Source organism: Kutzneria viridogrisea DSM 43870, from assembly GCF_000525635.1.
Taxonomy (GTDB): Bacteria; Actinomycetota; Actinomycetes; order Mycobacteriales; family Pseudonocardiaceae; genus Kutzneria; species Kutzneria viridogrisea.
In genome coordinates this window covers 2,709,705-2,734,829 of the sequence record NZ_CP007155.1, presented here as the reverse complement: position 1 = coordinate 2,734,829, position 25,125 = coordinate 2,709,705, and the positions used below count along the sequence as shown (strand labels likewise).

Annotated in this window: 18 protein-coding genes; 5 read left to right on the top strand and 13 right to left on the bottom strand. The window is 70.9% G+C overall.

Annotated elements, in window-relative coordinates:
• Positions 1-188: 188 nt before the first annotated feature.
• Both KALB_RS12435 and KALB_RS12430 read right to left on the bottom strand, forming a co-directional pair.
• Positions 189-2,384, bottom strand: a complete 2,196-nt coding sequence (locus KALB_RS12435; protein WP_420811821.1) for a pectate lyase-like domain-containing protein — start codon at positions 2,382-2,384, stop codon at positions 189-191.
• A 210-nt stretch (positions 2,385-2,594) separates the two neighbouring features.
• Entirely contained in the window at positions 2,595-3,836 is a 1,242-nt protein-coding gene (locus tag KALB_RS12430; protein ID WP_025356040.1) for an MFS transporter, read from the bottom strand.
• Between the two features lie 137 nt (positions 3,837-3,973).
• Here KALB_RS12430 and KALB_RS12425 point away from each other — a divergent pair, with 137 nt between their 5' ends.
• Both KALB_RS12425 and KALB_RS12420 read left to right on the top strand, forming a co-directional pair.
• Positions 3,974-4,852 (top strand): LysR family transcriptional regulator, encoded by an 879-nt coding sequence (locus KALB_RS12425; protein ID WP_025356039.1) that lies wholly within the window; start codon positions 3,974-3,976, stop codon positions 4,850-4,852.
• Between the two features lie 152 nt (positions 4,853-5,004).
• Entirely contained in the window at positions 5,005-8,004 is a 3,000-nt protein-coding gene (locus tag KALB_RS12420; RefSeq protein ID WP_236650241.1) for an AfsR/SARP family transcriptional regulator, read from the top strand.
• Positions 8,005-8,049: 45 nt separating this feature from the next.
• Here KALB_RS12420 and KALB_RS12415 read toward each other — a convergent pair whose 3' ends face one another.
• From KALB_RS12415 to KALB_RS12370, 10 genes are all read right to left on the bottom strand, one after another.
• Positions 8,050-9,669, bottom strand: a complete 1,620-nt coding sequence (locus KALB_RS12415; protein ID WP_148309449.1) for a DUF8189 domain-containing protein — start codon at positions 9,667-9,669, stop codon at positions 8,050-8,052.
• 44 nt (positions 9,670-9,713) lie between these two features.
• The gene (locus KALB_RS43825) at positions 9,714-11,255 is read right to left on the bottom strand and encodes a PLL family lectin (RefSeq protein ID WP_025356036.1); all 1,542 of its coding nucleotides are present in this window, start codon (positions 11,253-11,255) and stop codon (positions 9,714-9,716) included.
• Positions 11,256-11,409: 154 nt separating this feature from the next.
• Positions 11,410-11,613 (bottom strand): tautomerase family protein, encoded by a 204-nt coding sequence (locus tag KALB_RS12405; RefSeq protein ID WP_025356035.1) that lies wholly within the window; start codon positions 11,611-11,613, stop codon positions 11,410-11,412.
• Positions 11,614-11,656: 43 nt separating this feature from the next.
• Positions 11,657-12,511 carry a DUF6282 family protein gene (locus tag KALB_RS12400; protein ID WP_025356034.1) on the bottom strand — a complete coding sequence of 285 codons (855 nt, stop codon included), beginning with the start codon at positions 12,509-12,511 and terminating at the stop codon, positions 11,657-11,659.
• Positions 12,504-13,175, bottom strand: coding sequence for an RraA family protein (locus KALB_RS12395; protein ID WP_025356033.1), 672 nt, complete (start codon positions 13,173-13,175; stop codon positions 12,504-12,506). Before KALB_RS12395 ends, KALB_RS12400 begins: the two co-directional genes overlap by 8 nt.
• The gene (locus KALB_RS12390; protein ID WP_025356032.1) at positions 13,172-15,403 is read right to left on the bottom strand and encodes an isocitrate/isopropylmalate family dehydrogenase; all 2,232 of its coding nucleotides are present in this window, start codon (positions 15,401-15,403) and stop codon (positions 13,172-13,174) included. The genes KALB_RS12395 and KALB_RS12390 overlap by 4 nt, the downstream gene beginning before the upstream one ends.
• On the bottom strand, positions 15,400-16,107 hold the full coding sequence (locus KALB_RS12385; RefSeq protein WP_025356031.1) for an alpha/beta fold hydrolase: 708 nt from the start codon (positions 16,105-16,107) through the stop codon (positions 15,400-15,402). The genes KALB_RS12390 and KALB_RS12385 overlap by 4 nt, the downstream gene beginning before the upstream one ends.
• The gene (locus tag KALB_RS12380; RefSeq protein WP_158510741.1) at positions 16,104-17,030 is read right to left on the bottom strand and encodes a hydroxymethylglutaryl-CoA lyase-like TIM-barrel protein; all 927 of its coding nucleotides are present in this window, start codon (positions 17,028-17,030) and stop codon (positions 16,104-16,106) included. Before KALB_RS12380 ends, KALB_RS12385 begins: the two co-directional genes overlap by 4 nt.
• Before the next feature lie 689 nt (positions 17,031-17,719).
• Complete coding sequence (locus KALB_RS12375) at positions 17,720-18,370, bottom strand: response regulator (protein WP_025356029.1); 651 nt, start codon at positions 18,368-18,370, stop codon at positions 17,720-17,722.
• A complete protein-coding gene (locus KALB_RS12370; protein WP_025356028.1) occupies positions 18,367-19,554 on the bottom strand; it encodes a sensor histidine kinase in 1,188 nt (395 codons plus the stop codon). Before KALB_RS12370 ends, KALB_RS12375 begins: the two co-directional genes overlap by 4 nt.
• A gap of 168 nt (positions 19,555-19,722) precedes the next feature.
• Here KALB_RS12370 and KALB_RS12365 point away from each other — a divergent pair, with 168 nt between their 5' ends.
• The 3 genes from KALB_RS12365 to KALB_RS12355 all read left to right on the top strand — a co-directional run bounded on the left by KALB_RS12365 (position 19,723) and on the right by KALB_RS12355 (position 23,744).
• Positions 19,723-20,400 (top strand): ABC transporter ATP-binding protein, encoded by a 678-nt coding sequence (locus KALB_RS12365; RefSeq protein ID WP_025356027.1) that lies wholly within the window; start codon positions 19,723-19,725, stop codon positions 20,398-20,400.
• Entirely contained in the window at positions 20,397-22,616 is a 2,220-nt protein-coding gene (locus KALB_RS12360; RefSeq protein WP_025356026.1) for an FtsX-like permease family protein, read from the top strand. The genes KALB_RS12365 and KALB_RS12360 overlap by 4 nt, the downstream gene beginning before the upstream one ends.
• 93 nt (positions 22,617-22,709) lie before the next feature.
• Positions 22,710-23,744, top strand: coding sequence for a (4Fe-4S)-binding protein (locus KALB_RS12355; RefSeq protein ID WP_025356025.1), 1,035 nt, complete (start codon positions 22,710-22,712; stop codon positions 23,742-23,744).
• Between the two features lie 64 nt (positions 23,745-23,808).
• Here KALB_RS12355 and KALB_RS12350 read toward each other — a convergent pair whose 3' ends face one another.
• A complete protein-coding gene (locus KALB_RS12350; protein WP_025356024.1) occupies positions 23,809-24,981 on the bottom strand; it encodes an alginate lyase family protein in 1,173 nt (390 codons plus the stop codon).
• Positions 24,982-25,125 lie beyond the last annotated feature (144 nt).

The following is a 25,125-nucleotide window of genomic DNA, read 5'->3' as shown; positions in this document are numbered from 1 at the left end:
CGGGTACTACTCAACAATGCTTTGGGAGTACCCGGATGCGCTTCCGCCCAACGTCCACCACGGAGGTCCGCGGGTGGAGATCACCATCGACCTTGGTCTGCACTTGGTCGAGTGAGAGAGACCTCACTCGAGAGTAGGTTTACCGCCCCGCCGTGACGCTGCGTGACACCACGACGGGACGGTCCCGGTCAGGGGTAGCTGACCAGGTTCACCACGCTGTTGCCGGAGTTGGACGGTCCCGCGGTGTTGTTGATGACGTGGCTGATCGTTCCGGTGCCGCCCAGGGACACCGTGACCATGTCATGGAAGCGCACGCCGGAGGTGTTGGGCACCTCGAACGCCCTGGCCGCGACCACGCTCGGGTTGCTGCTGAAGTAGCAGTAGCTGCCCAGGCCCCACGCCTCGTGGCTGGTCACCGAGTTGGCCACCTTGTAGGCGGCGTAGCCCTGCGTGCCGCCGTTCATCCAGGCGCCCTGGTTCGGCGGGTCGTAGGGCATCTCGTTCTGGAAGAAGTAGGTGCGCCCGCCGTTGCCGTTCCAGATCACCTGGTACTGCTGGTAGTGCTCGACGAACAGGCCGTACATCGTCACGTTGTCGCCGTTGACGATCAGCCCGTTGGCGGCCGTGTTGGTGCCCCAGCCGACCCCGTCACCGTGATCGGCCCGCCACAGCCACATGTGGTCGCCGATCACGTTGTTGCTGTTGATCGCCAGGCTCTGCGTGGCCCTGCCGACCCCGGCCCCGCCGATCCGGAAGAACACGTCGTGCAGGGAGGTGGGGTTGGCGGAGTGGTCCGCGGTCGAGCCCGGGGCGCCGACCTGCATCAGCAGCGGGGAGTTGGTCTGGCCCGCGTCCAGCAGCAGCCCGGCCACCTTGACCCCGTCCACGTCGGCGACGCTGATCGGGGTGGAGCCGTTGTCCGGGGTCAGCGTGGCCAGCCCCAGCCCGAGCAGCACGGTGTTCGGGCGGGTGACCCGGATCGTGTCGGTCAGGTGGTAGATGCCGGGGGTGAACAGCAGGTTCTGCCCCGCGTCCAGAGCCGCGTTGATCTTGGCAGCGGAGTCGCCCGGCTTGGCGATGGAGAACTGGCTGATCGGGATCGAACTGCCGGCCGCCTGGCCGTTGGTCCAGGTGGTGCCGCTGGCGTTGCTGTGCGGCGCGGGCACGAACACGTTGTAGGCGCCCGCGTTGTCCACGTACAGGAACGGCTTCTCGCGCACGACCGGGGCCTGGCCCACCGTGGTGTAGGGCGGGTTCGGGAAGCTGTTGCCCGGCGCGCCGTTCACCCCCACGAACACCATGTTCCAGTTCGAGCCGTTCCAGCTGCCCAGCTGCGAGTTGCGGGTGAGCCACTGCTGCTGGGAGCCCGAGCGCACCTGGCCGTCCACCTTGGTGTCGGCCATGAAGCCACCACTGGACCAGCCGCCGTCGTCCAGTTGCAGCGAGCCGCGCACGTGCATCCTGCGGTACGGGGCCGCCTGGGAGACCGCCCACCGGTCACTGCCCGAGCTCGGCGTGACCGACAGGTTCTCCGCGGCACGCCAGAAGTTCTGCGTCGCGTTGCCGCCGAACCAGTCGGCCTCCGCGTGCACCGCACCGTTGATCGTCACGTTGTCCGGGGAAGCCCCCAGGCCCAGCACCTGCGTGTAGAAGCCCACGTTCACGTCGTTGCTGTACGTGCCGGGCTTGAACATCACCGCGTACCGGTTGGTACCGAACTGGTTGCGCTCCTGGGCGGCGAACACCGAGTTCAGCCTGCTCTGGATCGCCGAGGAGGACATGGACGGGTCGAAGACGAACACGTTCGGCCCGAAGTCGGGCGTGCCCGCCGGCGGTGGCGGCTGGTCGCCGACCTGCTTGAGCGTGAAGGACTGGGCCGAGGTGCCGTTGCAGGCGTACTGCTGCAACTGCACGGCCTCGGCCGTCGAGGCACTGGGCACGTCCAGGCACTTGCCGCTGTTGCGGTTGACGAAGTGGAACGAGCCGCCGCCCTCGTCCACCGGCTGCCACTGCTGGTTCGCGCCACCGGCGTAGTTCCACAGCTGGGTCAGCCCGCCGTCGGCCTTGGACACGTCGGTGACGTCCCACACCTGGTTGACGTCGTTGCCGTTGCCCACGCGCACGTAGCCGTCGCTGGTGGCCGGGAACCGCCACTGCTGGGCCACCGAGTTGTTGCAGCTGTACTGCTGCACGACCGTGCCGTTCGCGGTGGCCGCGCCGCGGGCGTCCACGCACTTGCCGCTGCTGTTGCTGACCACCGTGAACCAACTGGTCGGCGAGATCGCGGCGGCGGCGCTGGGCGCGGTCACCAGGGCCGCGCCGGTCAGCGCCAACCCGGTGACCGAAGCCGCCACCACGGCGCGTTTTCCTCGTCCTGCAACCACAAGACCCTCCTCGCTGCACTGGGGGATGCCCCGTGGCGGCGGGGTGGGCGACCGTTGGCCGGAATGTAACGACGGTCACAACACCCTGTCAATACACGACTAAAAATAAGTCGTGAACAGTCTCGAGCTGCGGGCGGCGCCCATGTCAGGAAGGTGCCGTATGAGACATCTGATGTCTCATACGGCACTTTCCTGACGCCCCGCGGCGGGTCAGCGCTTCGAGCGGGCCGTGCTCACCAGGGTGATCAGCGCGATGACGGCCATGACCGCGGCGAACAGGTAGAACGTGGCGGACAGCCCGATCTGGGTGGACACCACACCGGCACCGATCACCGGCAGGGAGATGGCCAGGTAGGCGATGACGAAGTACGTGGCCAGCACCTGACCGCGCTTGTCGGCGGGCGCCGCCTGGGTGACCAGCCGGGTGCCACCCATGAACGCCAGGCCGAAGCCGACACCGGTCACGGCGTCACCGAGCAGGAACAGCACGGCACTGGTGAACAGCACCGAGCAGGCGACGAGGGCCATGCCGGTGATCAGCGCGACGCAGCCGAGCACGGAGGCCGTGCGGGCGGGGAGCTTGGTGCAGGCGAGCTGGGACAGCCCGCCGACGCCCTGCACGGTGAGGATGACCAACCCGGCGACCAGGTGGTTGTTGATGTGCAACAACTCCTTGGCCAGGTTGCCGCCCAGTCCGAGGTACAGCCCGCCGACCGACCAGGCGGCCAGCACGCCGAGGCAGCCGAGCACGAACTGCCCGCGCATCGAGGCGGGGATGTGGATGCGCTGGGGCCGCAGCAGGGTGCCGACCCGGATCGGCGCACGCACCGGCACCGTCTCGGGCACCTTGGCGGCGATCACCGCGAGCAGCACCAGCCCGATGGCCATGAGCACCAGGTACGGGGTCTGCAACGGGAACGGCGCCCACTGGGCCAGCGCACCGGCGAGCACCGCCCCGCAGGCGATGCCCATGGAGGTGGAGGTGCTGTTGACCAGTGCGGCGATCCGGGCGTCCCGCCTGGGGTGCAGTTCGGTGAGCGCGGCACCGGCGGCACCGGTGAACACGCCGGTGGCCAGGCCCTGCACCAGCCGCGCCACGCACAGCCAGGCGGTGCTGTCGGCGAACAGGAACACCACGAGGCTGCCGAGCAGGGCGAGCACACTGCCCAGCAGCACGGGGCGGCGGCCGATCCGGTCGGACAGCCCGCCCGCGAACAGCAGGGTGATCACCACACCGCCCGCGTAGAGCGCGTAGATCACGGTGAGCATGGCGGCGGAGAAGTGCCAGCGCGCCTGGTAGTCCACGTAGAGCGGGGAGGGCGTGCCGCTGGCGGCCAGCGCGAGCGCGGTTGCGGCGGTCACCACCCAGAAGGCGAAGGGGGAACGGGGCTGCCCGGCCACGGGCGCGGCGGACTCGGGCGCGGTCAGTGTCGCGGGCGCTTGCGGGGCCATGGGCATTCCTTCAAGTGGTCGCCGATTCGCCGTCGAGGCTAGGTCGCAAATGGGGACGTGTCGAAGTCCTCAGCCGCTATGACAGCCATAGGTGCTAAGCTATGTGCGCTGTTCGGCGCGCTGATCTGGGGGAATTAATGGAGGACCTGGACGGTCTGGAAATACGGCACCTGAGATATTTCCTCACGGTGGCCAGGTCCGGCAAGATCTCGGCGGCCTCGCAGGAGCTGAACATCGCCCAGCCCAGCCTGAGCCAGCTCATCCAGCGACTGGAGAAACGGCTGGGTATCACCCTGTTCGCGCGCAACGCCAGGGGCGTGGAGCTGACCACGGGCGGGGAGGTGTTCCGGCGCGGGGTGGAGCGGATACTGGAGGAGTTGGAGTCGGTGCTCGCCGAGGCCGGTTCGGCCGCGCGGGTGGTGCGGGCCGGTGTGTGCGCGGGCGTTGTCCCGGCATTGTTGACCGATATCGAGAATGCGGTGACCGGGCCGCGGGAATCAATAGTATTCCGCTCGGAGAGTTCCAGCAGGCAGGTGGAACTGCTGCGCTCCGGTGAACTGGACTTCGGAATCGTCCGGCTGCCGGTCGAGGAGGAGGACGTGGAGGTCGCCACGGTCAGCGAGCAGGAGCTGGGTGTGGTGACGCACACCGAACACCCGCTGGCCGCACGCGCCGAGCTGAGCTGGGCCGACCTGGCGGGCCAGCGGCTGCTGTGGTTCGACCAGCGCCGCGCCCCCGGTTACGCCAAGGGCCTGCTCGCCGAACTGGCCGACCGCGGCTGGCAGCCCCGGCTGCACACCGTGGACAGCGACCGGCACGCGCTGTTCACGCATACCCTGCGCTCGGTGCCCGGTCTGGTCGCGCTGCGCCCGGCGACCAGCGTCGGCGCCGATCCGCACCTGGTCTGGCACCGCATCGCCGACGGGGACGCGCCCCGTGAGCGGTTCGGCCTCGCGGCGCTGCGCGGCGGGGCGCACGCCGCGGCTGTGAGACGGATCGCGGCGAAACCCCGTTGATCCCGGGCCCGGTCCGCCTACACTGAGCCCGGTTCTCCGAATGGGCGTCCCCCCTGCGTCCAGCTCGAACCCGTGTTGCACACGCGTTGACGAGCGACCATGCCCAGGGGGGACAGATGGAATTCCGGGTTCTCGGCCCGGTTGAGGCTCGCGTGAACGGCGCACTGGTGCCGTTGGGCGGACCGAAACCACGCACGTTAGTCGCACTGCTCGCCTGCTCACTCGGCCGTGCGGTGCCGGTCGAGCGGGTCATCGAGGCGCTGTGGGGGCTCGACGCCCCCGAACGCGCCAGGGCCTCGCTGCACACCTATGTCTCGGCCCTGCGCCGCAGCCTGTCGGCGGCCGCGGGCGAGGAGGTGCTCCTGCGCACCCCCGGCGGGTACCGGCTGGCCGCCGCGAGCACGCAGGTCGACCTCGGCGTGTTCGGGTCCCGTGCCGCCGAGGGACGCCGGGCGATCCAGGAGGGCCGGTTCGAGCAGGCGGCACACCTGCTGGACGAGGCCCTGGCCCAGTGCCGGGGCACCGTGTTGAGCGGCACCGAGGGCGACTGGGCGGAGGCCGAGCGGGACCGGCTCACCGAGGAGCGCCTCGGCGTGCTGGAGGACCGGTTCGAGGTGGCGATCACCCTGGGCCGGGGCCCCGCACTGGCGGGCGAGCTGTCCGCGCTGGTCAAGGAGTACCCGCTGCGGGAACGGTTGCGCGGGCACCTGATGACGGCGCTGTGCCTGGCCGGCAGACAGGCGGACGCGTTGACCTCCTTCCAGGAGGGCAGACAGGTGCTGGCCCGGGAACTCGGGGTGGACCCCGGGCCAGCACTGCGGGCCATCCACGAGAAGGTGCTGCGCGGCCAGATCGCCGCTGCCCCGCCCTCGGCGCCCGCACCCCCCGCTCCCCCGAAACTCGTTGCCCCGCAACAGCTCCCGCCCGACATCGCCGACTTCACCGGCCGCACCGAGGAGGTCGGCCTGGTGCGCGAGCGCCTGGACGCGGCCGGGGGCGGTGCGGCCCTGCGGGTGTGCGCGATCTCCGGCAAGCCCGGCTCGGGCAAGAGCACGTTGGCCGTGCACGTGGCGCACGGGCTGCGCGAGCGGTTCGCGGCCGGGCAGCTCTACGCGAACCTGCGCGGGGTGCACCAGGCCCCCACCGACCCGTCCGAGGTGCTCGTCCGGTTCCTGCGCTCGCTCGGGGTCGCCGACACCGCGATGCCCGCCGACCTGGATTCGCGGGTGGAGCTGTACCGGACGCTGCTCGCCGACCGGCGGGTGCTGGTGGTGCTGGACGACGCCACCGACGAGCGGCAGGTCCGCCCGCTGCTGCCCGGCGGGGCGCCCTGCGCGGTGCTGATCACCAGCCGGACCCGGCTCACCGCGCTGGAGGGGGCCGACCAGGTGGACCTGCACGTGCTGCCGGAGGAGGAGGCGGTGGGCCTGTTGCGGCGGGTGGTCGGCGCGGACCGGGCCGCTCGCGAGCCGGACCGGGCGAGCGAACTCGTGCGGCTGTGCGGGTACCTGCCGCTGGCGGTACGCATCGCGGGGGCCCGGCTGGCGGCTCGGCCCACCTGGCCGCTGGCCAACCTGGTGCGGCGGCTGCGGGTGCAGCAACGGGTGCTGCACGAGTTGTCGATCGGCGACCTGGCGGTGCGGGGCAGTCTCGCGCTGAGCTACGCCGGGCTGGCCGAGCAGGAGCGCACGGCCCTGCGCAGGCTGGGTTGGCTGGGCGGACTGGACTTCGGGGCCTGGCTGGTGGGCGCCCTGCTGGACGTGCCGCTGGCGCTGGCCGAGGACGTGGTGGAGGCGCTGGCCGACGCGCAGTTGGTGGACACCGTCGGGGTGGACGGGTCCGGTGCGGCGCGCTACCGGTTGCACGACCTGACCCGGGCCTTCGCCCATGAGCGGGCGGAGCAGGAGGAGCAGCGGTCCGTGGCGGTGGCCGCGGTGGACCGGGTGGCGCGGTGCTGGCTCACGCTTGTCGAACGGGCCGCCGCACGGGTGCACGAACGAGGCAAGCCGGTGGGCGTGGCGGAGGAGCACTGCGAGTACCTGCCGGAGCGAACGGTCTCGGTGCTGCTGCGCGATCCGGCGGCCTGGCTGGAGTCCGAACAGGCGAGTCTGGTGGACATGGTCGAGCGCGCCTGCCAACTGGACCTGACAGCGGTGGCGGTGCGGCTCACCGTCGCACTGTCGGCCTCGACTTTCTCCGTGCACAACCAGTTCAACCTCTGGTGGCACACGCACCGCGTGGCGCTGGAGTGCGCGCGCCGGGCGGGTGACCGGTCCGGTGAGGCGCAGCTGCTGAGCGGGCTGGGCTGGTTGCGGTCCGAACAGGACTGGCACGAGGAGGCCGTGGACTACTACGAGCAGGCACTCGCGCTGCACGTGGAGATCGGCGACCTGGACGGGCAGGTGCGCAGCCGGTTGGCGCTGAGCATGGTCCAGCGCGAGTGCGGGGCACTCGCCGCAGCACTGTCCACTGTAGACGCCGCAGTGCCGCTGATCGTGCCGGGCACCGAGCTGGCCGCCAGGGCGGGCCACAGCAGGGGCATGGTGTTGACCGAACTCGGCGACCTGGACGGGGCTGTTGCGGCCTGCACCGAGGCGGCGCGCATCTACCGCGAGCTCGGCGAAACCCAGGCCGAGGCACTGGTCCTGCGGTCGCTGAGCATCGCGCACCGCGCGGCGGGCCGCTACGGGGAAGCGGCCGAGAACGTGGAACGGGCGCTGGAGTTGTTGCGCGCCTTCGGCGATCCGACCATGTTGCCCTACGCCATCCAGGCGCTGGCCAAGGTGCGGATCCGGCAGGGGTTGGGCGCCACGGTCCGCGAGCAGCTGCGCGAGGCGCTGGCCCTGCGCAACGAGATGCAGGACGGGTTCGGTCAGGCGCTGGTGCTGCGCACGCTCGGTGAGCTGGAACTGGCCGAGGGCAGGCTCACCGAGTCACTGTCCTATCTGGAGCGTTCCCTGGAGTGGTGGGGCGCCCTGGACATCCCGCTGTGGCACGGTCGCAGTCTCCGTGATCTGGCAACGGTTCTGGAGGCTCTGGGCAGGCACGCGGAGGCGGACTCGGCGTGGGCGGCGGCGCTGGCGGTCTTCCAGCGGTTCGGCAGCAGGGAGGCGGGCGAGCCGAGGCGGCGGCCCGCGCTCACCAGGATCTGAGCAGCAGGTCGGCCCCGGCCGGGTGGCCGGGGCCGACCGCTGTGGTCAGCTGCTCGCCAGGCTGCCGTTCAGCGAGGTCCACGGCGAGTAGCCGTCCGACCCCGGGGACTGCCAGCTGGCGGTGACGTCGCCGAGGGCGCCGCGGGCGAACAACGCCCGAGCACCGGAAGGACCGGCCACCGTGATGTCACCGGTCACCTTGCCGCCCAGCGAGGTCCACGGCGAGTAGCCATCGGAGCCCGGGGACTGCCAGCTTGCCACCACATCACCGTTGGCACCACGGGCATACAGCACCCGCGCACCCGCGTCACCCAGGACGACGATGTCGCCCGTCACCTTGCCGCCCAACGAGGTCCACGGCGAGTACCCGTCAGACCCCGGGGACTGCCAACTCGCCACCACATCACCATTCGCGCCACGGGCGAACAGGGTCCGGGCACCGGCAGGGCCGGTCACCGTGATGTTGCTCGTTACGCTGCCACCCAAGGAAACCCACGGCGAGTAGCCATCCGAACCAGGAGACTGCCAACTCGCCACGACGTCACCGTTCACGCCACGGGCGTAGAGCACCCGCGAACCCGCGTCACCAACCACCGTGACATCGCTGGACACGTTGCCACCCAACGAGGTCCACGGCGAGTACCCGTCCGAACCAGGAGACTGCCAACTCGCCACGACGTCACCGTTCACGCCACGGGCGAACAGCGTGCGAGCACCGGCAGCACCGGTCACCGTGATGTTGCCCGTTACGTTGCCGCCCAACGTGGCCCACGGCGAGTAGCCGTCAGACCCCGGGGACTGCCAGCTCGCCACCACATCACCAGCCGAGCCGCGTGCGTAGAGCACCCGCGAACCCACGTCGCCAACAACGGTGATGTCGCTGGACACGTTGCCACCCAACGAGGTCCAAGGCGAGTAGTCACCGCCGCTGTTGATCTGCCAGCTCGCGATCACGTCACCCCGGGAGCCGCGGGCGAACATCGCGCGGGAGCCGCCGTCACCGGTCACCGTCACGTGCACCGGCGCGGTCGTGCCCTGGGCCAGGACCGCGTTGACGATGGTCTGCGCGTCCTCGGCGTTGGGCTGGTAGCGGTCCGGGTAGGCGGAGCGCTCCACGCCTTGGGCGACCTCGCCGACGGGCTTGGTCTGCCAGGAGTTGTTGGGGTAGGTGCGGGACATCGTGGTGAGGAACCAGTTGGTCTCGTACCAGAGGTCGGTGCGCTGGGCGAAGTTGCCCTTGTCCGCGAGCATCTGGAACAGGCCCACGCTCGTCGCATCGCCCCCGTTGAGGTTGAGGATGCTGGTCTCCACGATGGTCGCGGCGACCTCGATCACCGCGGCACGGCTGTTGTACCCGGCGTTGAGCGTACTGTTCACGATCGCTCTGGCGCAGGAGGCCTGTTCGGCGGACAGCCCGCCGGACATCTTGGCGTGCAGCCTGCCACGCAACGAGTTGGCCAGCGCGCCGTCCTGGGCCGTCGGGCCACCGGCGTGGCACGCGGTGTAGCCGATGTCAGCCAGGGCACGCTGGTGCTGGGCGTAGGCGCTGTCCTGGCTGGCTGCGCTGGGTGCGGCGGCGGCGACCCCGTTCAGGCCCACCACCCCGGCCAGGGCCAGACCGGCCGCCACGGCACCGCGGAACTTGGCATTTCCTTGCGTAGACACAGTTGTCCCCTCTGTGGATCCGGAATTGCTTGCTGTGGAGCGGATCAGCCCGCGAGGCTGCCGCCGAGACTGGTCCAGGGCGAGTAGTCACCAGCACCGTTGATCTGCCAACTGGCGGTGACGTCGCCGTTGCCACCGCGCGCGAACAACGCCCGCGAACCAGCCGCGCCCGTCACCGTGACATCGCCGGTCACCCTGCCGCCCAACGACACCCAAGCCGAGTAGCCGTCCGAACCAGGCGACTGCCAGCTCGCCACCACATCACCGTTCACGCCACGGGCGAACAGCGTGCGAGCACCGGCAGCACCGGTCACCGTGATGTTGCCCGTTACGTTGCCACCCAGCGACACCCACGGCGAGTACCCGTCCGAGCCCGGAGACTGCCAGCTCGCCACTACATCACCGTTCACGCCACGGGCGTACAGCACCCGCGAACCCGCATCTCCAACTACCGTGATGTCACTGGACACGTTGCCACCCAAGGACGTCCACGGCGAATAGCCATCCGACCCCGGAGACTGCCAACTCGCCACCACGTCACCGCCCGAGCCGCGGGCGAACAGCGCCCGCGAACCAGCAGCACCGGTCACCGCGATGTTGCCCGTCACACTGCCACCCAACGACACCCACGGCGAATAGCCGTCAGACCCCGGGGACTGCCAACTCGCCACCACATCACCAGCCGAGCCGCGTGCGTAGAGCACCCGTGAACCCGCATCTCCAACTACCGTGATGTCACTGGACACGTTGCCACCCAAGGACGTCCACGGCGAATAGCCATCCGACCCCGGAGACTGCCAACTCGCCACCACGTCACCGCCCGAGCCGCGGGCGAACAGCGCCCGCGAACCAGCAGCACCGGTCACCGCGATGTTGCCCGTCACACTGCCGCCCAGCGTGGCCCACGGCGAGTAGCCGTCCGAACCCGGAGACTGCCAGCTCGCGATGACGTCCCCGGCGGAGCCACGGGCGTACATCACCCGCGAGCCGCTGTCGCCGACCACCGTCACGTGCGCACCGGAGTCGTCGATGATTCGGTTGTACCGCTTGGGAGCGAAGGAGTTCGCGTAGTTGGCCGGCCAGGTGCGCTGTTCGGCGTTGTGCCCGTAGTCGTACTCCTCCATCACCACCGGCTGGGTGTGCGCGGAGTCGCTCCAGCGCAGGAACAGCGCCACGTGCTGCTGGGTGGAGTCGTGCCGGAACAACACGTCCCCGGCCTTGAGGTCGGACCGGGCGACGTCGTGCATGACCTCACCGAGGTTGCCGGTCCAACGGGAACCGCTCAGGTGCCAGGCCATCGACACGTAACCCGAGCAGTCCTGCCGGTAGGTGCCGTACTGGTTGGTGTACGAGCTGGTCTGGCTGTAGGGGACGTGCTGGTCGATCCAGGACTGCGCGCGGGTGATCACCTCGCTCCGGCTGATCGGGCCGTCCGCGGTGGAGTTGGCCACGGCGGGTCTGGCCACGGCCGCGGCGGCGGGAGGTGCGGTGGCCAGGCTCATGCCGCCAAGGGACACGGCGGCGACGCCGGCGGTGGCCACCGCGGCGATGAGACGGGCGAGCGGGCGCGGAGCTGTGGTCTGCACGGTGCTGCCTTCCGGGAGAGGAGCTCTGTTGACCGGGCAAGGCTGTGTCCGCGCTATCAAGGAAAACTCAAAACCGAGGTCAGCGGCCGTTCCCACGAGACGCCGAGGCCCGCCCCGCGTGATGGCGCGGGGCGGGCCTCGGGGCGTGCTGGTGCTACTTGGCGGCCTTGGCGGCGCGCGCGGTCAGGGTCTCCCCCGCGATGCCCCAGTTGTCCTTGGCGGTCTCCTCGATGGTCACCCAGACCGACTCGGGCTTGCCGCCGGTGGCGCGCACGTACGCCTCGGTCAGCTCACGCACGATGGCGGCCTTCTGCTCGGTGGTCTGCCCGGTCGGCTGGTTGACGTGGATCAGCGGCACAACTACTCCCCTGTGATCGATTCCTGGTTTGTCTCAGAGTTGGTCAAAGAGCCAGCAGAAGGCTCGGGTCACCCGCGGTGACCTTGGCGACCTGGTCCGCGGTCAGCCCGGCCTCGGCGAACCAGCGGCCGGACAGTTCCAGCCACTCGGCCACGTCGGGCTGGTCGGGCTGGCCGAGGTCGGAGCTGTGCACCACGCGCGGGTGGGCGTGCAGCACCTGGCTGAACCTCGGTCCGTCGTGGTGGCCGAGCAACCTGGTCAGCGCGGTCAGCTCCACGTACACCTGGGGCACCCCGGACAGCTGGGCCAGGTCCCGGTCGGTCAGCCCGCACATCGGGTGCGTGGGGTGGGTCAGCAGCACGCGGTCCAGCCCCAGCGCCACGACTTCGTCCACGACTCGAAGGATGTCCTCGCGGAGCGCGTGCCCGGTGGCGAGGACCACCGGCAGGTCCCGGGCCGCACGCAGCACCTCGACCACCTCGGGCAGCAGCCTGCCCTCGGCGCTGATCGGGGTGCCGCGCAGCCCGGGTACGTCCAGCAGCGGGTGGAACGGCACCCGGTTCAGCTTCGAGGCGTGCGCCCCGCCGACCAGTGTCGGCAGGTACACCACGAGCCGGGCGGGTCCGTCGTCCCCGTGCTGGTAGACCGCGCGTTCCACGGTGCGCGTCTCCAGCCCGCCGCCCACGTGGTTCAACGTCACCGAGCCGGACACGGGCAGGCCCTCCTGGCGGGCCTCCCACGCGGCCGAGGCGGTGGACCCGAGGTGGCTCTTCACCACCACCCAGCCGCCCAGCTCGGCGTAGCGGCGCCCGGTGGCCAGCACCGAGCGCCGCCGCCGGTACAGGTCCGCGCCCGCGTGGTGGTGCAGGTCCACGAACCGGCCCAGTGGCTCAGGCACTGGCAGCGGCCTTGTCCTGCCACGGGGTGGCGTACCCGAACTCGGCGCGCGCCTCGTCCAGCCTGCGCCCCTGGGCCACGGCCTGGGCGATGCGCCGCTCGGTGGCCTCCACCCGCTCCGCGCGCTCGGCCACCTCCTCGGCGTGCTCCGCGGGCACGACGATCACGCCGCTGTCGTCGGCGAGCACGATGTCACCGGGCCGCACACGGGTGCCGTGCACGTCCACGGTGGCGCCGACCTCGCTCAGCTCCACCCGGTTCTTGCCGCTGACCATCGTGATCCCGGTGCTGAACAGCGGGTAGCCCGCCGCGCGGATCTCGGCCAGGTCGCGGGCCGACCCGTGCAGCACGGTGCCACGCACCCCGCGAGCCCTGGCCACCGCGGTCAGCAGCGAGCCCCAGTTGGTGCAACTGGTGTTGCCCCCGTTGTCCACCACGACCACCGAGCCCTCGGGCACGTCGTCGAGGTAGTTGGCGGCGTTGCGGAACTTCGGGCCGTCCCCGCGCACCGGGCCGTAGGTGACGGTGTAGGCGGTGCCGCAGGCCCTGCTGCCGGGCACCCGCGCCGCGATGCCGGGCAGCACCCCGGTGATGCCCAGGCTGTCCAAGGCATCCGAGACCGCTGCCGTGTCCAAAGCGGACAGTCGCGCGACGAGATCACTCATCGCCGCACCTCGCTGGCGCTCGGCGCAGCGCTTCGCGCTGACCCTGTGCTCAATGATTCGCTCGCAAGCTCGCTCATTGGCTTCTCCCCCTCGTTGAGTGCGCGTGCGGCGCTCCAGGCGAAGAAGGCGGCGGCGTTGTCGGCCACCTCCGGCCCGCGCTTGGGCACCGAGAGCTGGTAGGTGCTGGTACGTCCGCCGCTGGTGACCTCGGCGGTCAGCGCGAGCGTGCCGGAGAACTCCGTAGGTCCGCCCGACCACTCGGCGCCGCCAGTGATGGACAGCTCCGGGCCGGTCCCGGTGTCGCCGACCCCGCTGAGGAACTCCTTCTCCGCGAAGTCCAAGTCCACAGTGGACAGCGTGAACGGTCCACCGGCGGCCAGTTCCGCGAAGGCGTCACGGCCGTCCCTGCTGACCGTGTGCGGGCCGAGCACCCGCTCCAGCCCCTCGGGCAGCGGCGCGGACCCGGCGGGCCTGCTCACCGTGACGTCCACGTACGGATAGCTCCACAGGTAGGAAACCCTTGCCTGGTCGCCGATCGGGGCCAGTACGGCGTCCACGTCGGCCGCGATGTCCCCCTCGATCACACCGAGCAGCCGCCACCGGCTGGACTCCGACCGGGTCGCGCCGGGCAGCGCGGCCACCGCGTTCTCCGCCATCGGCAGGCACTCCTTGGGCGGCCCGGGAAGCATCAGCACGGTGGTGCCGGACACCTCCACGCGGGCACCCCAGGCCGTGCCGTTGGCGTTGGGCAGTAGTTCGGCGCCCACCGGGAACTGGGCCTGGCGCCGGTTGTCCTCGTGCACGGGCAGGTTGAACGACTCCAGCCGCGCGCACACGGCCTGCCAGGCCTGCTCGCTGAACTCCAGCGGCAGCCCGCAGGCCGCCGCGACCCCGTCACGGGTCACGTCGTCGGAGGTGGGGCCCAGGCCACCGAGCACCGCGACGACCTCGTCCACGCCGATGCGCGCGCGGACCGCGTCCTGGATGTCGGCCAGCGTGTCGCCCACGGTGGCCCGGCTGCGCACCTGGTACCCGGCCTGGTCGAGCAGCTTGCTGACCGCCGTGCTGTTGGTGTCGGCGATCGCCCCGCTGAGCAGTTCGTCGCCAACGGCGATCACCGTGGCCTGGCGGACCTCCACCGTGCCCGACAACGCCTTCTCCACCGCGGCGGCGGCCACCGGCGTGGTCGCGGTGCCGCCGAGGTCGTAGGTCACCGCGCGGCGGGCACGGGCCACGGCACGCACCGCGGAACGGATCTGCTCGGCGGGCGCGGGCAGGTCCAGGTGCCGCAGCAACTGGCTCGCGGTCAGGAACAGGGCCATCGGATTGGCCTTCTGCCGACCGGCCATGCTCGGCGCGCTGCCGTGCACCGGTTCGAAGTAGCTGCCGTGCTCACCGATGTTGCCGCTGGGCGCGAGCCCGAGCCCGCCCATGACCCCGGCGCCGAGGTCGGACAGGATGTCGCCGAACATGTTCTCGGCCACGATCACGCCGAACCGCTCCGGCCTGCGCACCATCCACAGCGCCAGCGCGTCCACGTTGAGGATCTCGGTCTCGATCTCCGGGTACTCCTGGGAGATCAGCTCCAGCCTGCCACGCAGGTGGTTGCTGCTCTCCCGCAGCACGTTGGGCTTGTCGGCCAGGCTCAGCAGCCGGTACCCGTTCTGCCTGGCGTGCTCGAAACCGAAGCGCAGCAAGCGGTCGATGCCGAACTGGGTCTGCAGCCGCAGCGTGGCGCTGGTCAGCTCCGGACCGGTGGCGGCGGCGTTGGGGTGGTCCTTGACCACGTCCCACAGTGCCGGGCCCAGTCCGTGGAAGTCCAGGCCCGCGTAGAGGCCCTCGGTATTCTCCCGGATCACCGAGAAGGCGAACCGGTCCGCGTGCACATCGGCCACGGGGCGCACGTTGGCGTACAGCGAGAGCTTCTGCCGCAGCTGCACCACCGGCGAGACGTAGCGCAGGCCGGTACCGCGCAGGTGCTCGGCCAGCTCCGCCTCGGCCTCGCGCAGCGGCTTGCTCGTGATCGCGCCGAGCAGGCAGGTGTCCGTCTCGGCGAGAAGGTCCCAAGTGGACTGTGGGACGGCGTTGCCCGTTTCACACCAACTGGTCCAGCCGACCTCGCCGAACCGGAACTCCAGCGGCAGGCCCATCCGGTCCAGCACCGGCAGCACCGCCGAGACCACCTCGGGTCCGATGCCGTCCCCTGGCAGCACCGCAACGCTCTTCATGGGGTCAGGTTCTCCTTTGCGAACCGGGTGAGGTGATCGGTGACGAACTCGGGGCGGTCGCTGTGCGGGCGCATACCCGCGCCGGGCACCTCGACCACCTCGTGGTGGGCCGCCGCCGCGAGGTGCGCGGTGGTCACCAACCGGGAGCGTTCGCCGACCAGGTGCATCAGCGGCCCCTCATAGGACAGCACCTGCTCGGTGAGGTCGACCTCCAGCAGCAGCCGCATGCCACCGGCGATGCGGCGGCACGCCTGCTCATCGGCCGGAACCGGTTGGTGCACAGGCGGTTCGACGCCCTCGGCCGTGACCAGCTCGCCCAGCACCGCGAGTGATCGCGACAGCTCACCTCCGGCGGCCAGATCGGCCACAGTGGACAGTCGCTCCGCGAGCACGCGGTCGGCCCGGGTGGGCGCGGACACCAGCACGGTGGCCGGTGGCCTCAGGTCGGGCAGCAGCGCCTGGGCCACCGCCCCGCCCAGCGCGTTGCCCACCAGTAGGTCCACTTCGGACATACGGGGCAGCCAGCTCCGTGCGAGCTGGCTCACCTCGGTCATGGAATCCTCAAGCAGGGCAAGGGTGTCCACCACGGTGACGCGGCAGCCAAACGCCTCCAGCGCGCCGGTCACCGTGGCGAAGAAGCGTCCCTCGTCCCACTGCGGCAGCACCGGCGCGAACACCAGTGCGTGCGGACGTGAGTCGGTCATCCCGCTGCGGCACCGGCCAGCGCCCGCGCGGCGTGCACGGACTGCCGGTGGTCGGAGTGCGCGATGCTGCCGCGCTCCTCCACCGACAGGTCGAAGTGCCCCAGCACCAGGTCGGGCAGCGGCAGCGAGGGCGCCGACTCGGGCACGCTGCGGCCGAGCAGGTCCGCCAGGTGCAGCATGGTGCCCAGGTCGTAGCGGTCGCCGCCGATCCGGTCCAGGTAGGCGATCCACTGCTCGGCCACCAGGTTGCCGGGGCCCTTGCCCATGCCCAGCACCGAGGAGTCCATCCACGTGGCGCCCGCGTCCACCGCGGCCATCGCGTTGGACATGGCCAGGCCCAGGTTGTTGTGCGCGTGCAGGCCGACCTCGCCGGGCACCACCGACTTCACCAGCGTGGCGAGCCGGGCGGTGTGCGCGGGCAGCAGGCTGCCGTTCGAGTCGGCCAGGTACACCACGTCGGTGCCCGCGTCGGCCGCGGCGGCGGCCACCTCGACCACCTTGCGCGCGGGCAGTTGCGAGACGCGGGTCAGGTTCACGCACACCGTGAAGCCGACCTCCTTGGCCTGCCGCACGGTGTCCAGCGCGGGGCCCGGGTCACCGGCGGGCACGCAGACCCGCACCAGCCGGGCGCCCGCGCGGTGCATCGCGGGCAGGTCCCCGGCGTCGATGTTGCGCGGGTGCAGGATCAGGCCCACGTGCTCCGGGCCGATCTCCTCGGCGATCGCGGCGATGTAGGAGTCATCGCCCCGACCGGTCAGCCCCAGGTCCGCAACCGGCTTGAACGAACCCTTGCGATAGGCGATCTCCACCCAGTCGAACCCGGCCGCCACGCTCAACCGCGCGTGGGTGCGGGCGTAATCCAGGTCGAACTCGAATCTGTTGCGGTAGCCACCGTCACGTAACGTGACATCAATGTTAACCAAAGACACAGCTCCCCCAGCCTATTAGTCACCGAAACTCGCGAAACGGACACCGGCATCCGACGGGCTCCCCAGCCCCGACCGTTGCGTTCGCGGTCAGAAAATTATGTGAACCGGATTCCACCGTCAAGCGGACAAGCTCCTATAGCAGCCATAGCTGCCGAACTATCTGGAGCGAGAAAGACCTGGAAAACGGCGGGGCGAAACCCGCAATCAGCACGTCGCGACCCATTATGAGCCGTCTCACACGCCTGCCCAAAAGGGCCTTTACCACATCGACTTGCACCACGCGGCGAATACTTGCCGGTAATAATGATCGGCCGCCGCATCACGGTCAGCGAACACGCCGACACCCATCGTCACACAAATGCATTCCCGGGCAATCCACCTACCCCCAAGTACCCCGAGTCCCGCTCACCCACACGCGAGTCCCGCTCACTGGCGCGCGAATCCCGCTGAGCGGGTGTTGAGGGCTTCGACGGACGGGCACCAACTCTGACGGAGCCGCGAGTCGCACACGGGAGAGCGGGATTCGGGCGCAGGAGACCGGGACTCAGCTGCGGCAGAGCGGGACTCGCGCACCCCAGAGCGGGACTCACGCTCCTCAGAACGGGACTCGCGCACAGGTGGACGGGACTCGCAGGCTCCAGGCCGGGACTCGCGCACCCCAGAGCGCTCAGGGCGGGGCTCGGTCAGGTCATGAGGCCGCAGCGCCAGGCCCAGGCGGCGATCTCCACGCGGTTGCGGGCGTTCACCTTGGTCTGCACCGAGGCCAGGTGGGTCTTGACCGTGGACAGGGACATGAACAGTTCGCCGCCGATCTCGGCGTTGGTCAGGCCCTTGGCCACGGCCCGCACCACCTCCACCTCGCGGTCGGTCAGCGGCACGGGTGGGCTGGCCGCGGGCGCGGGGGCGGTCTCGGTGAAGCGGGCGAGCATGCGCACCGTGATCTGCGGGGAGATCAGCGCGTCCCCGCGCACCGCGGCGCGCACGGCCTCCACCAGCAGCGCGGGCCCGGCGTCCTTGAGCAGGAACCCGCTGGCGCCGTGGCCCAGCGCGCTGTGCACGTACTCGTCGAGGTCGAAGGTCGTCACCACGACCACCTTGACCGGGTCGGTGACCCCGGGTCCGGCCAGCTGCTTGGTGGCGGCCAGCCCGTCGATCCCGGGCATGCGGATGTCGAGCAGGCACACGTCGGGCCGCAGCTCGCGGGCCATCCGCACGGCGGAGACCCCGTCGGCCACGTCGGCGACCACCTCGATGTCCGGCTCGTTCTCCAGGATCATCCGGAAGCCGACGCGCACCATCTCCTGGTCGTCGGCGATCAGCACCCGGATCGTCACCTGCGCACCTCCGTCAGGGGCAGCTCGGCGAGCACCTGCCAGCCCCGGTCCCCGGTCCGTCCCGCGGAGAACAGGCCGCCGAGCAGCTCGACGCGTTCCCGCATGCCGACCAGACCGTACCCACCCGAGCCACCGGCCGGATCACGGGCCGGTTCGGCCCCGTCGTCGGCGACGACCACCCGCACCCAGTGCTCCCCCGCGGCGACCTGGACGGTGATCAGGGTGGCGGTCACGGCGTGCTTGTGCACGTTGATCAACGACTCCTGGAGGATGCGCAGCACGGAGCGGGCCACCTCGCCGGGCACGGGGCGGGGCAGGCTCACCTCGTCCCGGATCGGCACACCCAGGTTGCGGGACTGCTCGATGGTGGCCCGCACGTCGGAGAGCAGGTCGGTGGTGGCCGCGTCGGCGGTGTTCTCCTCGCGCAGCGTGCCGACCAGCCGCCGCATCGCCGCCAGCGCCTCGGTGCCCGCGTCGGCGATGCCGGGCAGCAGCCGGTGCGCCGCGAGCGGGTCCTTGCCCGACACGGTCATCGCCGCCTGCGCCTGCACCACGATGCCGGTGACGTGGTGGGCGACCACGTCGTGCAGTTCACGGGCCAGCGCGATCCGCTCCTGCTGCTGGGCGGCGGCCACGGCGCTGGTGATGGTGTGGTCCCGGTCGGTGTCGCGGGCCCGGAAGTACAGGCCGGTGCCGATCGCCAGGACCACCAGCATGAGGGCGGGGAAGGACTGGCTGGGGTCCTGCGGGCGCCAGCCGCTGACCAGCGCCTGGCGGATCGCGGCGAACATGCCCGCGAAGGCCAGCGCGGCCAGCCCGCCCCACACGGCGTTGCGGGGGGCCAGCCGGACCAGCACGGCGATGATCACCATGCAGGCGGCCGTCTGCACCGGCGAGACCGGGCTGAACTCGGTGTGCAGCACGATGCGCAGGGTCTGTTCCACCGAGGTCACCGCGATGATCAACACGGCGGCGCCCAGTGCGCTGGCCAGTGGGTAGGCGACCGCCAGCACGGCGAGCCCGATCAGCAGCGCGGTGGGCAGCGCGGTGAGCACCGCCGCCGCCCGGCCGCCGTAGCGCTCGGGCAGCACCCCCCACTCGATCACCATCAGCACCGACAGCGCCACCAGGATCGGCCACTGCCTGCGCAGCACCGCCTGCCAACCGATGAACGGGGTGTCCACAGCGGACACAGTACGGCGCCGGGCGCCGAGCGGGCCTCAGCCTCGCGGCCGGGCACGCATCGGTCATTCGGCCGATGCGCCCGAGGTGATCACCGGCCCGGCGGCCGAGGCGGGCGAGCCCCTCCACTGGGCAGTATTGCCCCCGAACGGTTCGAGGAGGAGGACGACGTGGTGGAACCGATCCTGATCGGGCGGGCTGTGGTCAAGCGGTACGGGGAGGTGCACGCCCTGGCGGGGGTGGACATCTCCATCGGGGCGGGTGAGGTGCTGGCGATCGTCGGGCCCTCCGGCTCGGGCAAGACCACGCTGCTGCACGTGCTGGCGGGCATCCTGCCCGCGGACGGCGGCGAGGTGTTCCTCGCGGGCAGGCCGATCTCCGGGCTGGGCGAGGCCGAGCGCAGCAAGCTGCGGCGCACCGAGTTCGGCTTCGTGTTCCAGTCCGGCATGTTGGTGGCCGAGCTGACCGCGGACGAGAACGTGGCCCTGCCGATGCTGCTGGCGGGCCGCGCGAAGGGCGAGTCCATGGCGGCGGCGGGCGAGTGGCTTGCCAAGCTGGGGCTGCTGGGCCTGTCCTCGCGCAGGCCGGGCGAGCTGTCCGGCGGGCAGGCGCAGCGGGTGGCCATCGCCCGCGCGCTGGCCCACCGGCCCAAGGTGATCTTCGCGGACGAGCCGACCGGGGCGCTGGACACGCGCACCGGCCAGGAGACGGTCAGCGCGCTGCTGGAGGCGGCCTCGGCGACCGGCGCGGCCGTGGTGATCGTGACGCACGACCCGGCGATCGCCGCGCGGGCGCACCGCGTTGTGGAGATCCGAGACGGCCTGATCGCGACGGGAGTGCCCGCGTGAACCCGGTGCAACTGGCGTTGAAGGTGCTGCGCGCCGACTCGCGCAGCAGGGTGTCGGCGGTGTTCATGGCGCTGGGGGTCGCCGTGGGCGTCGCGGTGGTCCTGTGGCTGGGAGCGGGGCCGGACGCCATGCAGTCCCGGGCCGACCGGGTCACCTGGCGCACCTCCGTCGGCGTGGGTGGCCCGGCGAACCCCTCGGCTGCGGCGCTGGTGGTCAACACCAGGGACGACTACAACGGGCAGCGCATCGAACGGCTGGACGTGGCGGCGCTGAAGTCTCAGGTGCCGGTGGCCGCGGGCATCCCGCGGCTGCCCGGGCCCGGCGAGGTGCTGTTGTCCCCCGGTCTGGCGAAGCTGGCGGCCTCGCTGCCCCCGGACCAGCTGGCGGATCGCTTCCCCGGCAAGGTGATCGGCCAGTTCGGGGACGAGGCGCTGCGCTTCCCCGACGAGCTGGTGGCGATGGTGGGCCACAAGCCGGCGGAGCTGCCCGGCGGCTCGCCCGTGGACGGGTTCGAGTCCAAGCCGGGCACCGGTACGGTGGACGAGCTGCTGGTGCTGCTGACCCAGATCGGGCTCGTGGTGCTGGTCGCGCCCTGCCTGGTGCTGGTCGCCTCCGCCGCGCGGCTGACCGCGGCCAGGCGGGAGCGCAGGCTCGCGGCGCTGCGACTGGCCGGGGCGACCCCGCAACAGGTCGTGTCGATGACCGCGGCCGAGACGGCGATCGCCGCGGTGGTGGGCACGGTGCTGGGCATCGCGCTGGACTTCCCGCTGCGCTCGCTCACGGCGCTGATCTCCTGGGACGGCGGCCCGTGGTTCCCCACCGACTTCACACCGAACCCGGCGCTGCTGGTGGCCGTCGCCGTGCTGGCGCCGACCCTGGTGGTCGCGGCTGCCGTGCTGGGCCTGCGGCGGGTGGTGAGCCGTCCGCTCGGCGCGGCGCAGCAGGTGGGCCGCAAGGGCCCCAACCCCGCGCGGCTGCTGGTGGTCGTGGCCGCGGCCGTGGTGTTCGTGATGGGGCTGAACGTGGCCAGGGGTCAGGGCGGCACGACCCTGGTCGTGCTGGTGGGCCTGGCCTTCGTGGCCATGTCGCTGGTGTTCGCCGGTCCGCTGGTGACCTCCTTGGTGGGCAAGCTGTTCACCAGCCGCTGGCGGTCTCCGGCGACCTTGCTGGCCGGGCGCCGGCTGCGCGACGACCCGAAGGCGGCGTTCCGCGCCTCGGCGGGTGTGGTGCTCGCGGTGTTCACCGGCTCGATGGCGCTGGTGATGCTGCCCGGCATCGAGGCCCGCATCGGCCACACCGACGGCACTATCCGGGACAACGTGTTCGTCGCCAACACCGGCGGGTCCACCCCGGAGCAGATCGAGTCCCTGCGCAACCAGTTGCGGGCGCGCGGCATCGACGCGGCGGTGGTGCCGATCGTCGAGGGCACGCTGGGCAGCGCCGAGCGCGGCATGTCCGCCATGGTGGTGACCTGCCAGGACGCCGCGAAGGTCTTCGGCGGTTCGGGGACCGACTGCCAGCCCGGTCCCGCGGTGTACGTGCCGTACCAGCGGCGCGAGCCGTTGGAGTTCCGGCAGTACGGTCGCGGCTCGGAGCGGACGCCGGTCGCGCTGCCCGCGGGCACCCAGATCCGCGAGTACCACCCGGGCCGCTCCTCGGCGGTGCTGATCGATCCCGCGCTGCTACCCGGCCTGACCGCCGTGTACGACACGGTGGCGGTGGCCAGCAAGGCCGCCGACCAGGCCGCGGTGCACACCCTGTTGGCGCGCAACCTGCCCGGGGTCAGCCTGTACAGCAACGGGCAGTACGAGGGCAGGGCCGACACGATCAGCGGTGACCTGCGCCGGGCCACGGTGATCGGGCTGTCCATCGCCGCGATCCTCGGCGGGGTCAGCGCCGGGGTGGCCGCGGCCGGGTCGGTGGTGGATCGGCGGCGGACCTTCGGGGGGCTGATCGCCGCGGGCACGCCGGTGCGGGTGCTGACCAGGGCGCTGCGCTGGGAGGCCATGCTGCCCGCGCTGGTGGCCACGGTCGGCGCCAGCGTGGCCGGGGTGCTGGTCGGCAGCGGGCTGCTCACCCTGCTGCGGCAGCAGGCCGTGCTCAGCCCCTGGCTGCTCACCCCCGTGGTGCTGGGCCTGGTGGTGGCGCTGCTCGCGGCGGTGGCCTGCGGGCCGGTGCTGCGCAAGGTCACCGCGCAGTCCTACGCCGAGGAGTGAGCGTGACGGCGGCCACCCTCCAGTGAGTCTTGATTTCCAACCCACTCGATGGGACCGTGAGTTGGACAATCGAACTCACTGGAGGTGGCCGCCATGGGCCAAGGCCTGCCCGCCAAGCTCGCCGAGCACCCGACCGTGCGCGCGGTGCGGGCCAGGGGCACGCGGCAGCCGCCGCCGGTGATCGACGCCGCCTGGCTGCGCGAGCTGTGCCTTGCCTGCGGCGCGGACGACGCCGCCGCGGTGTCCCTGGACCACCCCGACCTGGCCGGGGAGAAACCCCACGCCCTGGCCGCGATGCCCGGCACGAAGGCCCTGATCTCCTTGGTGGCGCGCATGAACCGGGAGGATGTGCGCACCCCGGCCCGCAGCGTGGCCAACCAGGAGTTCCACCGCACCGGCGAGGTCATCAACGACGCGGCCCGCGAGGTCGTGCGCGCACTGGAGGACGCCGGGTACCGCGCGCTCAACCCCTCCGCGACCTTCCCGATGGAGATGGACCGCTACCCCGGCCGGATCTGGGTGGTCGCCCACAAGACCGTGGCCGTCGCCGCGGGCATGGGCGCGATGGGCATACACCGCAACGTGATCCACCCCAGATTCGGCAACTTCGTCCTGCTGGCCACGATCCTGGTCGACGCCGAGGTCAGCGAGTACGGGCAGCGCCTGGACTACAACCCGTGCCTGGAGTGCAAGTTGTGCGTGGCGGCCTGCCCCATCGGGGCCATCGCCAAGGACGGGGCCTTCGACTTCAGGGCCTGCGCCACGCACAACTACCGCGAGTTCATGGGCGGCTTCACCGAATGGGTGGAGACCGTCGCCGACAGCGGCAGCGGGGCCGAGTTCCGCGAGCGGGTCACCGATGCCGAGAACGCCAGCATGTGGCAGAGCCTGTCGTTCAAGCCGAACTACAAGGCCGCCTACTGCATGGCAGTGTGCCCCGCGGGCGAGGACGTGATCAACCCGTACCTCGAGGACCGCAAGGAGTTCCTCGCCACCGTGCTCAAACCCTTGCAGGACAAGGTGGAACCGCTCTACGTCCAGGAGGGCTCGGCCGCGCAGGAGTACGCCCGGCGGCGTTTCCCGCACAAGCCCCAGCGCGTGGTGACCGGCGGATTCCGCGCGCAGTGACATGCCATGAAAGTGCCGTATGCGGCATCTGATGCCGCATACGGCACTTTCATGGCACCCCAGCCTAGTTCGGGTTGTTGGCGTGGGTGAGGGTCTCCCAGGCGACGAACAGGGCGTTGGTGCCCGCGGGGCGGTTGCGCTCGGTCAGGGTCTGCGTGTTGGCCATGGCGATGCCGAGCCTGGTGTGCAGGGCGTTGAAGCCGACCTCGGTGACCGGGCCGAGGCCGAGCTTGAGGTGGCCGCCGCACAGCGAGGAGGGCACCGCCGCGCCGAGCTCGTACTTGGCGTGCAAGCCCAGGGCCTGGCGCAACCGTTCGCCGACGTCGGTGGAGTACAGGTCCACGCCCTGGATGCGGGAGGTCTCGGCCACGTCGGAGATGGAGGCCAGCCCGTAGCCGGTGTGGGTGAAGTCGCGGCAGGTCTCCTGGGCGAGCCCGTCGGTGAAGGTGCTCTGCCCCTGCCAATAGCTGATGATCTTGTCGCGGGTGTTCAGGCCGCTGCCCGGGGTGGTCTTGGGCAGCGGGCCGTCGCTGGACAGGTAGACGTAGGCGGGCACCCGGTCGCGGAACTTGGCCATCGCCTTGTCGTAGCTGGCCTTGTCGTCCAGGAACACCGAGATCCCGACGGCGGCCTCCAGCATGACCAGTTCCCAGTTGCCGTTGCTGTTGCTACCGCCGATGACCTTGGACAGGTAGACGTTGCGCAGCATCGTGGAGAACCGGCCGATGCTGGCGGCCGACCAGCCGGTGTAGCTGTAGCGCAGGATCTCCCCAGCCCTGGGCCAGGCCGAACCGGCCCAGCCGGTCTGCAACGGCGCGTTGCTGTTGGTGTGACTGGTGATCGTGCCCGACCAGGCGTCGATGATGGCGATGGCCTTCTCGGCGTACCGGCTGTCACGGGTGACGTACCAGGCCAGGGCCAGGCTGTAGGCGGCCAGCGCGTCCTGGCGCTCGTCGGTGCAGCCGATGTTCGGGTTGGAGTACGGCCCGCACTCGACCACCGCGCGCGGCTTGGGGGTACGCGAGAGCGAGGCGTACGGGCTGGCCAGCATCTGGTCGTAGGCCGACTTCCAGGGCTGGGCCCCTGCGGTGACCTGACCGCGCACGAAGTCGAGCTGGGCGCGGCTGACGAGCACACCGGGATGGGTGAACGCGGCCGGTGCGGCCGTGGCGACAGGGTGGATGAACAGCAGCGAGAGCAGGGCCACCAGCAGGGTGGTTGCGCTTCGTCGGCGCATGGTCCGTCCTCACACGTAGGCGGTGGAGGCGGTACGGTCAGTGTGTGTGGTCTGAACCACACTCGTCAATCATTGTGACCCCGATCACACGCAACTCCGATGGCGGACCGACCACAACCAGGTGTGACAGCGTTGATTCGGGGG